Source organism: Bradyrhizobium sp. BRP22 (genome assembly GCF_020194175.1).
Classification (GTDB): domain Bacteria; phylum Pseudomonadota; class Alphaproteobacteria; order Rhizobiales; family Xanthobacteraceae; genus Bradyrhizobium.
In genome coordinates this window covers 88,115-101,170 of record NZ_JADYVX010000002.1, presented here as the reverse complement: position 1 = coordinate 101,170, position 13,056 = coordinate 88,115, and the positions used below count along the sequence as shown (strand labels likewise).

At 62.7% G+C, this 13,056-nt stretch carries 15 protein-coding genes; all 15 read left to right on the top strand.

Annotated elements, in window-relative coordinates:
- Window positions 1-15: 15 nt before the first annotated feature.
- The 15 genes from I6F35_RS02765 (at window position 16) to I6F35_RS02700 (ending at window position 13,034) form a co-directional block, all read left to right on the top strand.
- A complete protein-coding gene (locus I6F35_RS02765) occupies window positions 16-1,581 on the top strand; it encodes a phage tail sheath C-terminal domain-containing protein (RefSeq protein ID WP_225116115.1) in 1,566 nt (521 codons plus the stop codon).
- A 15-nt stretch (window positions 1,582-1,596) separates the two neighbouring features.
- Window positions 1,597-1,962: a phage tail tube protein gene (locus I6F35_RS02760; protein WP_225116114.1), complete on the top strand. Its 366-nt coding sequence runs from the start codon at window positions 1,597-1,599 to the stop codon at window positions 1,960-1,962.
- A complete protein-coding gene (locus I6F35_RS02755; RefSeq protein WP_225116113.1) occupies window positions 1,959-2,426 on the top strand; it encodes a phage tail assembly protein in 468 nt (155 codons plus the stop codon). The genes I6F35_RS02760 and I6F35_RS02755 overlap by 4 nt, the downstream gene beginning before the upstream one ends.
- A 35-nt stretch (window positions 2,427-2,461) precedes the next feature.
- Entirely contained in the window at window positions 2,462-2,590 is a 129-nt protein-coding gene (locus tag I6F35_RS40100) for a hypothetical protein (protein WP_275945430.1), read from the top strand.
- Window positions 2,590-5,352, top strand: a complete 2,763-nt coding sequence (locus I6F35_RS02750; protein ID WP_225116112.1) for a hypothetical protein — start codon at window positions 2,590-2,592, stop codon at window positions 5,350-5,352. The genes I6F35_RS40100 and I6F35_RS02750 overlap by 1 nt, the downstream gene beginning before the upstream one ends.
- A gap of 10 nt (window positions 5,353-5,362) precedes the next feature.
- Window positions 5,363-5,908: a DNA circularization N-terminal domain-containing protein gene (locus I6F35_RS02745; RefSeq protein ID WP_225116111.1), complete on the top strand. Its 546-nt coding sequence runs from the start codon at window positions 5,363-5,365 to the stop codon at window positions 5,906-5,908.
- Entirely contained in the window at window positions 5,905-6,573 is a 669-nt protein-coding gene (locus I6F35_RS02740; RefSeq protein ID WP_225116110.1) for a hypothetical protein, read from the top strand. The genes I6F35_RS02745 and I6F35_RS02740 overlap by 4 nt, the downstream gene beginning before the upstream one ends.
- Window positions 6,574-6,593: 20 nt before the next feature.
- Window positions 6,594-7,733: a phage baseplate assembly protein gene (locus I6F35_RS02735; RefSeq protein ID WP_225116109.1), complete on the top strand. Its 1,140-nt coding sequence runs from the start codon at window positions 6,594-6,596 to the stop codon at window positions 7,731-7,733.
- Between the two features lie 10 nt (window positions 7,734-7,743).
- On the top strand, window positions 7,744-8,553 hold the full coding sequence (locus tag I6F35_RS02730; RefSeq protein WP_225116108.1) for a phage baseplate assembly protein: 810 nt from the start codon (window positions 7,744-7,746) through the stop codon (window positions 8,551-8,553).
- Window positions 8,554-8,556: 3 nt separating this feature from the next.
- Entirely contained in the window at window positions 8,557-9,078 is a 522-nt protein-coding gene (locus tag I6F35_RS02725; protein WP_225116107.1) for a phage GP46 family protein, read from the top strand.
- Window positions 9,079-10,191, top strand: coding sequence for a baseplate J/gp47 family protein (locus tag I6F35_RS02720; protein WP_225116106.1), 1,113 nt, complete (start codon window positions 9,079-9,081; stop codon window positions 10,189-10,191). It abuts the gene before it with no gap.
- A gap of 10 nt (window positions 10,192-10,201) precedes the next feature.
- Window positions 10,202-10,984 carry a putative phage tail protein gene (locus tag I6F35_RS02715; protein WP_225116105.1) on the top strand — a complete coding sequence of 261 codons (783 nt, stop codon included), beginning with the start codon at window positions 10,202-10,204 and terminating at the stop codon, window positions 10,982-10,984.
- A 66-nt stretch (window positions 10,985-11,050) separates the two neighbouring features.
- Entirely contained in the window at window positions 11,051-12,088 is a 1,038-nt protein-coding gene (locus I6F35_RS02710) for a hypothetical protein (protein WP_225116104.1), read from the top strand.
- Window positions 12,085-12,678: a DUF4376 domain-containing protein gene (locus tag I6F35_RS02705; protein ID WP_225116103.1), complete on the top strand. Its 594-nt coding sequence runs from the start codon at window positions 12,085-12,087 to the stop codon at window positions 12,676-12,678. Before I6F35_RS02710 ends, I6F35_RS02705 begins: the two co-directional genes overlap by 4 nt.
- 2 nt (window positions 12,679-12,680) lie before the next feature.
- Window positions 12,681-13,034: a hypothetical protein gene (locus I6F35_RS02700; protein WP_225116102.1), complete on the top strand. Its 354-nt coding sequence runs from the start codon at window positions 12,681-12,683 to the stop codon at window positions 13,032-13,034.
- The last annotated feature ends 22 nt before the right edge of the window (window positions 13,035-13,056 follow it).

The window sequence follows — 13,056 nt, the reverse complement described above, 5'->3', positions numbered from 1 at the left end:
TGAGAGGAGGCGTCAATGCCGATTAGCTTTGCCAACATCCCGGCCAACATCAAGGTGCCCCTCTACTGGGTCGAGGTCGACCCGTCGATGGCGGGCCTGCCCTCGATAAATCTGCGTGCGCTGATGGTCGGCATCATGACCGCCGATGGCGACGCTGAGCCTGACGTGCCGATTCCGATCGGCAGCCAGGCGCAGGCCGATATGCGGTTCGGCCAGGGCAGCGAACTGTCGCGGATGTTTCAGGCCTATTATGCCAACAACTTCGCCAACGAGGTCTGGGGTCTTCCGCTGGCAGAGCCGGTGGGCGCGGCGGCGGCGACCGGGAACATCACCGTGGTCAGTGCGCCGGACGAAGCCGGCACCATTCATCTCTACATCGCCGGCACCCACGTTCCGGTCAACATCACACCGACCGATACGATCGACGTCATCGGCGGTGCGATTGCAGCCGCGATCAACGCAGACGATACTTTGCCGGTGACGGCCGCGGCGGTGACCGGCACGGTCACCTTGACCGCGATGTGGAAGGGCGTTCTCACCAACGACATCACGGTGTCGTTGAACTATTACGGCGCCCGCGGTGGCGAGAAGCTGCCGCCTGGTCTTGCGCTGACTTTGCCGGCAACCGGTCTGTTGACCGGCGGCTCCGGCACGCCCGTTTTCGACCAAGCCATCAACAACATGTCCGAGGAGCCGTTCGAATACGTGGCGATGCCCTACACCGACAGCACCTCGCTGTTCGATTGGGACCAGGAGTTCGGTTTTACCGACGACGGTCGCTGGGGCTGGCAGCGTCAGCTGTTCGGTCATGTGTTCTCGGCCATGCGCGGCACCTATGCCGACCTGTTGTTGTTCGGACAGCTGCACAACTCCGGCGTCGAATCGATCATGGCTTTCGAAGTCGCGTCGCCATCGCCGTGCTTTGAATGGGCTGCCGCCTACGCCGCCAAGGCCCAGCGCGCCCTGGTCAACGATCCGGCCCGCCCGCTGCAAGCGCTGTCGTTCAACAAGGTCAAGGCCGCCGGCATCCATGAGCGGTTCAATTTTGCCGAGCTGAATTCGTTGGCCTCGAACGGTCTCGCCATCCAGAAGATCGGCGCCGACAAGCAGCCGATGATCGCCCGAGAGCAGACCACCTATCAGTGGAATCTCTACGGCCAGACCGACGATGCCTACGAGCTGGTGACCACCTTGGCCACCTTGGCCAAGCTGCTGCGCAATCAGCGCCACGCCATCACCTCGAAATTCCCAAGGCACAAGCTCGCCAACGATGGCACCAAGTTCGGACCCGGTCAGGCGGTCGTCACGCCAGGCATCATCAAAGGCGAGCTGATCGCGCAGTATCAGCAGGACATGTGGAGCGGCCTTGTCGAAGACCTGCGCAACTTCAAGCGTTACCTGATCGTCGAGCGCGATCCGGACAATCCCAATCGCGTCAACGTCCTGTACCCGCCGGACCTCATCAACCAGCTGCGCGTCTTTGCGGTGCTGGCGCAATTCCGGCTGCAGTACGACCGCGGCATCGACAACGTCATCATCGGGCAGAACCAGCCGCCCTACAACGTCGCGTCCAACGCATAACCATTAGGAGGGAACATGGCACAGAGAATTGCGGGCATCGCCTTCCTGACGGTGGATGGCGTGCAAATGGCGCTGCGCGGCAACTTCACGGTATCGCCGTCGCCGGTCGAGCGCACCATGCTGGCCGGCCAGGACGGCGTGCACGGCTACCAGGAATTGCCGCGCGTGCCCTACATCGAAGCCGATCTCTCGACCATGCCGGGCTTCTATTTGGAAGACCTGATGGACGAGACCGATGTCACCGTGGTGGCGCAGCTTGCCAACCACATGCAGTACACGCTGATCGCGGCCACCTGCAAAGGCGGGTTCGAGAACAACACCCGCGATGGCCAGGTGCGCGTGCGCTGGGAGGGCGTCACCTGTGAGGAGGTCAGCATATGAACGTCAGCCCGAAGCGCGAAGGCTTTATCAGCGACGAGGTCGACGGTCGGATCGCGCGCCCGATGGTCGACGTCACGCCGGAGAAGCCGGCGCCCGAAAGGAAGTCGCGGCCAACCCCGGAGCCGGCGATCGAGCCGTCACCGGCCGAGCAGTCGGAAAGGCTGGAGCAGGAATGGCCGATCACCGTCAAGCTGCTGCACAAGCCGATCCGCAACAACAAGGGTGAGAAGATCAGCGAGATCACTCTGCGGGAGCCGCGGGCCAGCGACATCAACCGCTATGGCAATCCGGTGCGGATCGACCAGGAGGGCGAGGTGCGGATTGAGGAGCGCAAGATGACCTTCATCATTGCCGCACTGTCCGACATCCTGCCGCCGTTCATCGAGGACATGCATCCGCGGGACTGGAATAGCGTGGCGTTTCGCCTGCAACGTTTTTTTCTTCCCGATCCAGCGGCCTGGTAGGCAGCGAGAACGACATCATTCTCGACTGCTACCGATTGGCGCGCTGGTACCACGTCAACCCCGACATTTTCCTGTCCATGCCCCTGACTGAGGTCGCGATGCATCTGCATCGCACGGCGCAGCTTGATCGCGAACAGCAGCAGGCCAAGGGTGAAGACGACTAATGCCCACGGAAGAGGAAGAGCTACGCTTAACCGTTAGCCTCGTCGACAATGCGTCGGCAGGAATCGCGAAGCTGCGCGAGGAAATGCAGAGCCTCGGCAGTGGCTCGACCGCGCAGGGTCTGGAGAAGTTTAAGCGTGAACAGGCCAGCCTGAAGGAGTCGGCCAAGGGACTTGAAGGCACCATCACTGAGCTGGTCGGCGGTTTCGGCACGCTCGGCAAGACCATGGTCGGCGCGGTCGGCTACACCGCGGCCTTTGGTCTCGAGGTTGCGCGGCAGATTAGCGGGCTGAAGGAGTGGGCCGCCGGATTGCGCGAGATCAGCCTGGTCAGTCAAGCTCTCGGCGTCGGTGGCGGCCACCTCAGGAACGTCATCGAGCAATTCAAGATCGCCGGGATCAGCGCCGAGACCACGGTAGCCAACGTTGGCAAGATGTCGGCGGCGATTGCTGATCTGCAGCGGGAAGGCAGCAAGCTCAAATTCGATATTCTCAAGGATGCCGGTGCCGCTGGTGGCGGCGCGGCGCGGGCCATGGAGAGCTTACTCGACAAGCTGTCGAAAGCCAAGGACATCGAGGAGCAATACAACATCGTTCGCCAGGCCGGCGACCAGATCTATAGAAATCGTATCGCATTGGGCGACAGCGAACAGAAAGCGGCGGCGGTCAGAAACGAGTTTTACAAGAATTTCTGGGATCACAGCATCAACGCCGTCGATCAGCTGACAACGAAATCCAAGGAATGGTACGAAGCCGAGGAGCGGCGCCTTCGGCTTGGCAAGGAATTTGACAAGCAGCTCAACACATTTGAGGGCACGTGGAGTCGCATCGGCGACATCATCAGCACGTTGAAGGTGGGGCCGCTCACCAACGTGATGGAGAACATCAATAGTATTTCGACGTCCATTCTCAGGACTTTTGAATCGCTCGAGCAGCTGCTGATCCGGATCGGCAATACCGAGGTCTGGAAGCGGCTCGGTGTGCCCGGCACGCTGGAAGGCAAGATGGAGCCGCTGCCGCGGAAGCCGAGCGACACGGAGAGCTGGCTGGACAAGTGGAATGAATACTGGGCACCGCGCAAGCAACAGATGTCGTTTAGCGGCGGTGGTGTCGGTGCCGACAACCCGCTGGTGCAGCAGGCGGCGTTCCAGAGCATCGTGCAGCAGGCGGCATTCACGCCGGGCGGTGGCTTGGGGAGAACGCCAGGCGGTGCGCCGATGTTCGGCGGCGGTGGTGACGCCTGGGGCGGCGGTGCAGTTCCTGGCGGTGGTGCCGCCGACTACAGCGGCGCTGGCGGCGTCGTCGGTGGCGGCGCCTTCGGCTATAGCGGCGGCGCGCAGGGTGGCGCTGGTGCGTTTCCGTCCGTGGCCAGCCGTCCGGATGCTAGCGGCGCCACGCCGAACGGCAGCACTGTCGGCCCCGGCCAATCTGCCGCGGGCAATGTAGCCTCGGGCAATGGTGAGGTCGGTCCGGCGGCGGCGCTGGCTTTCGCGCGGCAGCATCTCAACGAAGACGAGATTCGCGACCAGACCAAGCTGAGCGGGTTCTTCCGCGAGCAGGGTATCAAGATCAATCCGGCGACGACAGCCTGGTGCGCCGCCTTCGTCAACGCCAACTTGGCCAAGGCCGGTATCAAGGGCACCAGCTCGCTAGCCGCGGGATCGTTCACCAACTACGGCAAGGGGATCACCGCCGACGAGGTGCAGGCCGGAGACATCGGCGTGGTGCGCGGCAGGTCGCCGCGAACCGGCGTCGAGGGCTCGCATGTTGGTTTCCTGACCGGCAACCGGCGCGTCAATCCGAAGACCGGTGCCGTCGAATTGGAGATGCTTGGCGGCAATCAGGGTGGCACCGCTTCGGGCAAGGGCGGGGTCTCGACCCACTGGCGGAGTGCGTCCTCGCTGCATCTGCGCCGCGCTCCGATGCCGAACGGCCAGACCGCCGGTCCCGGCAGTGGCAAGGGCGCGGGCGACACGCCGGCCCATGCAGACGGCGCACAGGCGGGAGGCGGCGGCGGATTGACGCCGAACCCCTATGATCCGAGCAACAAGAGCATCCCGGCTTCGATTCGTAATGCCAACGTTGGTGCATCATGGCCACGTGCTGCCGATCTGAAGTATGGCGGTAGCGTCGGCGTGCTCGGCGATCCCAGTAACAAAATCGGAAAGTTTACGACGGTCGAAGGCGGCATGGCCGCCAATATGGAATTGCTCTCGCAAAAATATCAGGGAATGACGGTCTCCTCGGCGATCTCTAAATGGAGCGGAAGCCATCGGTCTAGCGTACCCGGATTTGCATCGGGAGAGATAGTCACAGCCGATATTCTCAACAATCCGGAAAAACGTCGCGCATGGTTTCATGTGCTGGCGAAGGCGGAAGCTGGCAAAGATTGGGTCACCGACGAGCAGATCGATCGGGCCTACGAGATGTATCAAGCCGGCGGGATGAAGCAATATTTGGCTCAAAGGGGCGGTGTAGCCCCGACCGCCGCCGACGCCGGGGTTGCCGGCGCGAAGACCGCATTCCGCAGCGGCGGTGGCTATAGCGTTCTCGCTGAAGACCGCCAGCAGATCGACAAATCGCAGGCCGCGACAACCACGGTCAATGGCACCGGCAAGATCACGGTCGACGTCAACGCCCCGAAGGGCACCAAGGTCGGCGCCGAAGGCGGCGGCTTGTTCAAGGACGTCGAGGTCAATCGGCAGACCCAGATGGAGCCGGCAAGACGTTCGGCGCAAGTCGCCGACGAGCCGATGAACATTTAGGAGAAGCGGCATGGCAACGGTGTTCGACCTGCCAACGGCGTGGCGGGATCGATTGATGCCGGCCTCGTTCCGGAACGCACGCTTTCACTGCGAGGTCAACAGCCAGGAGAGCGGCCGGCGCATTGTCGAGCACGAATTTCCGAAGAAGGAATTACCGTACGCCGAGGACATGGGCCGCGTGGCGCGCGCGTTCACGCTGCGCGGCTACTGCATCGTCTATCCCTATGACGACGAGGCCAATGACATTCTGTACCGCCGCAACTACCAGCTGGCGCGCAATCGGCTGATCCTCGCGCTCGAGGAGGAGGGCCCCGGCCGGCTGCGGCTGCCGACCCTGGGCGACAAGATCGTGGTCTGTCCGCGCTACCGGGTCACCGAGGAGGAGCGCTTCGGCGGCTTTTGCGTGTTCGACATGACCTTCCAGGAACAGGGGCTCGATCCGCAGACGTGGACGCCGATCATCGACACCGCAGGGGCGTTGATGAAGGAAAGCCGGAATACGCGCAACGAGGCGCAGCGTGTCCTCGCCAATCCGCCAGCCGAGATCAATGCATGAAGCGCCTTGATGCGACCGAGGCCGCCGGCATCGTTGATCGCATGCTGGCCAATTTGATTTCGACCGTGCCGCCGAAGGGCCGCGCTGGCTCGCAGGCCCGCACCACGATCGGCGACACCCGCGCCAATGCGTTCAAGCTTCTGATCGCGGACGCGATCGGGCCGCCGCTTGACGCCTGCTTCGATGAGGCCCGGCTGGCTGGCACGACATTGCAGCAGATCGAGAGCGTGCGGCGGCAGCTCGATGCCGAGACGCCGACGACCCAGGGCGGCATTTTGGTCAGGAACGCCAGCGTGCGGTTCTGCCTTGCCACCTCCGGCGCGCTCATTGCGACGATGGACTTCGCTAGCCGGCAGGACGTCGCCCAGCTGAAGAACCAGATGGCGCAACCATTCGCCGAGGCCGAGGAGATCGCCGCCGACGACATGGATTCGATGACCTACCAGGCGTTGATCCGGCTGCATGCGGCGATCACCAATCACCTGGTCGAGACCGCGCGGCCGTTGCCGCGAATGCTGCGCTACGAGTTCGCCGCCGTGCTGCCGTCCCTCGTGCTGGGCTACAAGCTCTATGACGACGCCTCGCGCTGTGACGAGATTCGCGACGAGAACAAGATCGTGCATCCGGCGTTCTGTCCGATCGAGGGCCAGGCGCTGTCGCAATGACCCCCCGCGAGCAATGATCCATGCCGAGGCCGCAGGAGATCGCCCAGCTCGCCGTTGGCGGCCAGATCTTCGAAGACTGGGAAACCGTGGAGGTGTGGAGCGATTGGGCCGAATCCTACAGCCATTTTCGCTTCACTGCGGCCGAGCGCGACACCCTGGTGACGATCGCGCGCGGCAAGGTGCCGCTCTGGACCAAGCTACAGTTCAAGCCGGATGATGCCTGCACCATCCTGCTCGCGGGGCAGCTCGCGATCACCGGCTTCATCGAGGTGCGGCAGGTCGCCTACGACGCCTACCAGCACGGCGTGATGCTGATCGGCAAGAGCCTGACCGCGAATGCGGCGAAGTCGAGTGTCGACACCAAGACCGGCAATTTCGACAAGAAGAATATCGTCCAGGTCGCGCAGGAGGTGGTTGCGCCCTATGGCGTCGGCATCAAGGTGATCGGGATGCCGGACATGACGCCGTTCGACAAGCTGCAGAACAACCCCGGCGAACTGGTGTGGGATTTCCTCGAGCGCATCGCGCGCCCGCGCGGCGTGGTGATGGGGTCGGACGCCCATGGCAACTTCCTTTTGATCGGCGAGCATACCGGCACCATCGTCACCGAGCTGGTTGAGGGCATCAACATCAAGTCGTGCCAATGCGTCATCAGTCACGAGCATATCTACACCGAGCATGACGTCAGAGCACAGCATGCCGCCAGCGACGACAATTCCGGCACCGCGGCCAGCGAGCTGAAATGCGTTGTCCAGGGCATGTCGACGGCGATGTTCTCCAAGCTGATCACGCCAGGCGAGCAGCCGGTGAAGAGCCAGGGTGAAGTCTGCTCTCGCGCCAAATACGAGGCGATCTGGCACAACGGCACCAACGTCACCGCGACCATCGTGGTGTACGGCTGGTTGCGCGACGGCAAGTCGCTGTGGCAACCCGGCGATGATGTCCACGTCTACTCGCCGATGGCGATGCTGGACATGCCGATGAAGATTCAGCGCGTCACCTTCACCCAGGACCGCAACAGCGGCACGCTGACCAAGCTCGACGTCGTCGCGCCCTGGGGCCTGCGCGACAATCTCGGCTGGGATGTGCGCCACCCCAACCAGCCTGGCGGTCAGGTCATCGGCGAAGCCACGCTATCGGCGACACAGACATCAGCATAGGGAGAGGATCATGCACCGCGCGACACCGCTCAATTCATCGTTCGTCGGCTACGTCTCCGGCGGCGCCCGCAGCGTCGTCGAAAAGGTCGATGACACCAAGCTGATGCAGGAGATGGGGGGCAACTTCATGGCCAATGAGAGCCGCAAGGAAATCGAGGCCGCGCAGAATTACGGCTTCTCGTCGGTGGTGTTCGACGCCGAGAAAGACAAGATGGGCAAGATCATCGGCAGCGCCGAAACCTTCATCAACTTCAACGGTGGCAATCGGTCGTTTCCGTCCGCCGGCTGCATGGATGATCGTCGCCACCGCATGTTCAAATTGGAGAAGGGCGACACCGCGATGTTCCGCGGGCGCGGCGACAAGCAGCAATTCCACATGACCAAGGACGGCGGCTTCTGGACTGCACCGCAGGACAAGACGGTGCGCATGCATCTGCTCGAAAAGGACAGCGAGAGCAATGACAGCGTGCAGCAGCAGAGTGATCAAGAGATCGCCGAGTTGGCCAAACGTGGCATCATCGTCAGGCCGCTCGCCGAGGGCGGCCAGGAATCCACCACAGCGGATGGCAAGAAGCAGAAGCGCGGTCAGGAAGCGCTGTACAAGGAAGGTCAGAAATCCAAGCGCTTCGTCGAGGTCACCAAGGACAAGACCCGGATGGGCGGCGCGCAGTGCCATATGTGTCTCGAGGACGGCAACACGTATGTTCACGCCCATTCCGACAAGAACGTCTATCTCGGCGCCGAGGCCGGCAAGGGCACGTTCTCGACCTTGGTCACGCTCGACGGCGCGTGCGTCAACAGCAAGGGCAAGATCGGCTGAGCCATGGCGGGGGAGATCAACGTCCCTGACATCCGGCTGGTTCAGAACAACGTCTTTCCGAAATACTCCGTCACGGTCGACTGGTCCCTGCTGCCGAATGGCACGCTTGACGACACTCAGGCGTTGGCGACCGCCGTCATTGTCGCGCTCGGCACCGACGCGCTCGCCGACAAGGACGACATCCTGCCGGATCCGGATTCCACCAATCGCTGCGGCTGGTGGGGCGATCTCGATGCCGAGCTGATCTGGAAGGGCTGGCCGATCGGTTCGAAGCTCTGGCTGTTGCGGCGGGCCAAGATCAACTCTGCCGCCTCGCGCGAAGGGGCGACGCTGGTGCTGGTCGAGGAATACATCCGCGACGCCATCCAGCCGTTCGTCGATCGCAAGATCTGCTCCGGCTTCGACGTCTGGGTGAGCCGGGTCGACAAGCAGCGCATCGACGCGCTGATCCGGATCTATCGCGGCCCGGAGCGCGAGATCGAGCTGCGTTACGCCGTGCTGTGGGATGCATTAGCGGGATTATAAATGCCTTGGGAAACACCGGCCCTGCGCGAGGTGCGAAGCCTCGTGCGGGACAGCATCCGCGCGTCGCTGCCTGGCGCCGACGCCAACGTGCCCAACAGCGTGCTGCGGGTGCTGTCGGATAACCAGGGCGCGCTCTGCCATCTGACCCTGCAGTACATCGACTGGCTGGCGCTGCAGCTCCTGCCCGATACCGCCGAGACCGAGTGGCTCGATCGCCACGGCCAGATCTGGCTGGTCAACGCCGATGGCTCCAAGGGCCGCAAACTGGCAACCCTGGCCCATGGCACCGCGCGCTTTGTCGGCGACGGCGCCGTCATCCCGGCCCACACCCAAATGCAAAGCGGCGTCGCCATGCCGGCCGGGTCGGACTCGCCTTACAACGTGGTGACGTTCGAGACGTTGGAGGACATCGAGACCTCGATCGGCGGCGTCAACGGCAGCATCCGGGCGCTCGATCCTGGCTCCTTCGGTAATTTGCCGGCCGACAGCCCGCTGTCGATCTATCCGCCAGTCCCCGGCGTCGAGACCATCGCCACCGTCGTCGCGATGACCGGCGGCACCGACACCGAAACCGACGAGCAGTTGCGCGACCGGATCCTGCGCCGGATTCAGAAGCCGCCGATGGGCGGGGCGGTGCACGATTACGAGGCTTGGGCGCTGGCCGTGCCGGGCGTGACGCGGGCATGGGCCGGGGTCGAGATGGGCATCGGCACCATGACGGTGCGCTTCTTGATGGACGATCTGCGCGCCGCCGATGACGGCTGGCCGCAGCAAGAGGATATCATCGCGGTGGCCGACTACATCGACAAGATGCGACCGGTCACGGTCAAGGATTGCTTCGTGCTCGCGCCGGTCAAGCAGTTCCTGGACATCACGATCGCCGAACTGGTGCCGGACACCGAGGAAGCCAAGGCTGAGATCGAGGCCAGCGTCGGCGAGATGCTGAAAGTGCAGGCCGCCCCAGGCCAGACCATCTACGCCGCCTGGATCAGCTACGCCATTATGAATGCGCCGAGCGTGCAGTCGTTCAGACTGGTGACCGACGACGATGTCGTCATGCAATCGGTGGGGCACATGGCGGTGCTGGAGAGCATCATGTACGAGCTGCCATGAGAGTGTGCCCATGAGTGATCGCCATATTCGCCGCTCCGGTGACGAATACCGCGATGCTTTCCTCGAGCTGTTGCCGCAGGGCCAGGCCTGGCCGAAGCACACGATAGACAGTGTGCTCTGGCAAGTGTGCGATGGCCTCTGTCATTATTGGGGCACCGTCGACGGCCGCGCCGCGGATCTCTTGGAGCGCGAGAGCGATCCGCGCGTCACCATGGAGCTGCTGCCGGACTGGGAGCGCAACTGGGGGATGCCCGATCCGTGCTACGCCGAGCCGCAGACCATCGGTGAACGGCAGCGCGCGCTGGTGCAGCGGATGACGTTGTGGGGCGCGCAGTCGCGCCAATTCTACATCGATTTCGCGGCACAGCTTGGCTACGGGATCACGATCTCCGAATTTCGCACCTTCGAATGCGGACTCGATCGCTGCGGTGATAGCCGCGTCTATGGCGACGGCTCCAACCCGATGTTTCACGACAATTTCGTGCGCGGCTATCTGCCGGTCTACAACCCGAACGGCGAGCGCATCGCCGATGGCGAATTGTCGGAATGGCCGAACTACGGCTTGGGGCCGCCGGAGAACCGCTACTACTGGACGGTGCACGTTCACACCACCAGCCTGGTCTGGTTTCGCGTTGGCGCTGGTGGCGGCCAGGCCGGTGTCGATCCGCACTTACGCATCCGTCGCGCTGAGGATTTGGAGTGCGTGCTGGAGCGCTGGAAGCCGGGCCACACGCAAATCATCTGGGATTATTCCGGCCTGCAGCCCAGCGATCCGATGGCGGGCACGCCGTAGGAATTCCCAAACGAAGTCTTCAACCCAACCCGGCCTGACCGCCGGGTTTTTTGTTGCGAGCACGCGATGAAATATAACCAGCCCTACGGTATGCCCGAAGAGGACGTGCTCTACAGCGTTCCCTTCGTGAACGGCGATCCCTCGATCGGGCGCGCGGGCTCGATCCCGCCGGCCGAGTCCATCGAGTACGACCAGCGTGAAATCATCGCCGTGATCCAGTGGGCCTACGATCATGGCTACCGCGACTATGCCGCCCAGCTCTGTCAGGCGCCGACCAACGCCGACCTGACGCAGCTGCTTAAGGCGATCTTCGGCATCTTCAATTCGCGCTTGTTGACCACGCCGCGCGAATATTGGGTCGATGGGGTTGCTGGCAACGACGCCAACGACGGACTGTCCGCCGCCAAGCCGTTCAAGACGCTTCAGAAGGCGCAGGATACGCTCGTGCGCTTCAACCTGAATGGCTTCGACGTCACCGTGCACGTGGCTCCAGCGACCTACGCGAAGCTAACGGTCGGCTCGATCAGCGGCTCCGGTAATGTCACCTACATTGGCGACACCACGACGCCCTCCAACTGCACGATTTCGTCGCCACTCGGTGCCTGCATCATCGGTACGGGCACCGGCAAATATTGGTTCTATGGATTTAAGGTGACAGCGCTCGACGGTCAGTTGGGCAACTACGGCATCGGTGTCGTCACCTATGGCACCGCGACTATCGGGCTGGGACCGATGGAGTTCGGCTACTGCAAGGATGGTCACTTGTGGGCATCGAATGGCAGTTACATCGGAGTCTATGGCCCAGTTCGCATCACAGGAAACGCGGCTGCGCACATGCTCACGGATAGCGGCGGCCGTGTTCTGTATGACGTCGTCAACAAGCCCATGATCAATATCGTAAATCCGATCACGGTTAGCCAGTGGGCCAATGTCGGTTCCGGCATCATCGGCGCGGCCTACGGCACCATCACCGGCTTCGGCAACGTCACTGGCAAAAAATACGACGTCTCGCGAAACGGCATCCTCGATACCTTGGGTGGTGGTGTGAACTATCTGCCGGGCACGGTCGCGGGCACCACGTCGACCGGAGGACAATACCTATGATGTACGATCCTTATGACTGGTACTGGCTCGCGGATGATGGGCGGCTGTATTCCAGCGCGGAGACGACGTTGGTGCAAAGTGACGACGCCGACTATGTCGCCTGGACAGAAGCGGGCAATGTCGCGACGACTTGGCCGCGCGACGATCAAGGCAACCAGACAGCGGCCGAGCTGCAGCGTGTGCTGTTTCCCTACAAGCTGGCGGTCGACCTCAAGGCCTACGCCTTCTATGTCGGGGAGCAGAAGGAGGCGGATGGTTGCGCGATCACCGGCGTTGCGGGACTGACCGAGATTCGCTCCGACGCCAACGCCCAGCTGTTGATTTCCCGCTATCACCAGGCGGTCGCCAGCGACCCGTCGTTCACCGTGCCGTGGATATTGCCGGATCGCAGCACCGTCACTTTGACCGCGACCGAGATCAATTCGATCTACGACCAGTTGACCGCTTTCATCGTCCGCAACTACCGCACCTACAGCGACGTGATCGCCGGGGTCGATGGCGGCTCCATCACGACAACCGATCAAATTGATACGGCGTTTGGCACGACGCTCAGACGAAGCACGCCGGTCGACATCGGGTGGAAGACCTGACGATGGCGACGGTCGACATCAAGACCATCAACGACGCCGACTTCTATCGGAGCTTCATCTACAAGACCATCGCCGATGTGCCGATCGATCTGACCGGCGCGCACCTGCGGATGATGCTGCGCAAGCATGCCGCTGACGTCACGGTGTGGCTGCATCTGACATCTGATCCGGGCGGCGGCATCTCAATCATCGATCCGGCCGGCGGCGGCTTTACCGTGCTGATCACACAGAAGCAGCTGGAGCGGCTGCCGGTCGACAGCTACGACCATTCGCTGATCATGACCGCAGCAGCCGGCACCCAGCAAACCAAAATCTGGAGCGGCACGCTGACCAATTCCGCCGGACCATCGCGCTGAGATCGCCGTATCGCCATCCAAA

Coding starts and splice junctions, on each gene's coding strand:
- I6F35_RS02765 (WP_225116115.1), top strand. CDS start 16: ATGCCGATTAGCTTTGCCAACATCCCGGCCAACATCAAGGTGCCCCTC.
- I6F35_RS02760 (WP_225116114.1), top strand. CDS start 1,597: ATGGCACAGAGAATTGCGGGCATCGCCTTCCTGACGGTGGATGGCGTG.
- I6F35_RS02755 (WP_225116113.1), top strand. CDS start 1,959: ATGAACGTCAGCCCGAAGCGCGAAGGCTTTATCAGCGACGAGGTCGAC.
- I6F35_RS02750 (WP_225116112.1), top strand. CDS start 2,590: ATGCCCACGGAAGAGGAAGAGCTACGCTTAACCGTTAGCCTCGTCGAC.
- I6F35_RS02745 (WP_225116111.1), top strand. CDS start 5,363: ATGGCAACGGTGTTCGACCTGCCAACGGCGTGGCGGGATCGATTGATG.
- I6F35_RS02740 (WP_225116110.1), top strand. CDS start 5,905: ATGAAGCGCCTTGATGCGACCGAGGCCGCCGGCATCGTTGATCGCATG.
- I6F35_RS02735 (WP_225116109.1), top strand. CDS start 6,594: ATGCCGAGGCCGCAGGAGATCGCCCAGCTCGCCGTTGGCGGCCAGATC.
- I6F35_RS02730 (WP_225116108.1), top strand. CDS start 7,744: ATGCACCGCGCGACACCGCTCAATTCATCGTTCGTCGGCTACGTCTCC.
- I6F35_RS02725 (WP_225116107.1), top strand. CDS start 8,557: ATGGCGGGGGAGATCAACGTCCCTGACATCCGGCTGGTTCAGAACAAC.
- I6F35_RS02720 (WP_225116106.1), top strand. CDS start 9,079: ATGCCTTGGGAAACACCGGCCCTGCGCGAGGTGCGAAGCCTCGTGCGG.
- I6F35_RS02715 (WP_225116105.1), top strand. CDS start 10,202: ATGAGTGATCGCCATATTCGCCGCTCCGGTGACGAATACCGCGATGCT.
- I6F35_RS02710 (WP_225116104.1), top strand. CDS start 11,051: ATGAAATATAACCAGCCCTACGGTATGCCCGAAGAGGACGTGCTCTAC.
- I6F35_RS02705 (WP_225116103.1), top strand. CDS start 12,085: ATGATGTACGATCCTTATGACTGGTACTGGCTCGCGGATGATGGGCGG.
- I6F35_RS02700 (WP_225116102.1), top strand. CDS start 12,681: ATGGCGACGGTCGACATCAAGACCATCAACGACGCCGACTTCTATCGG.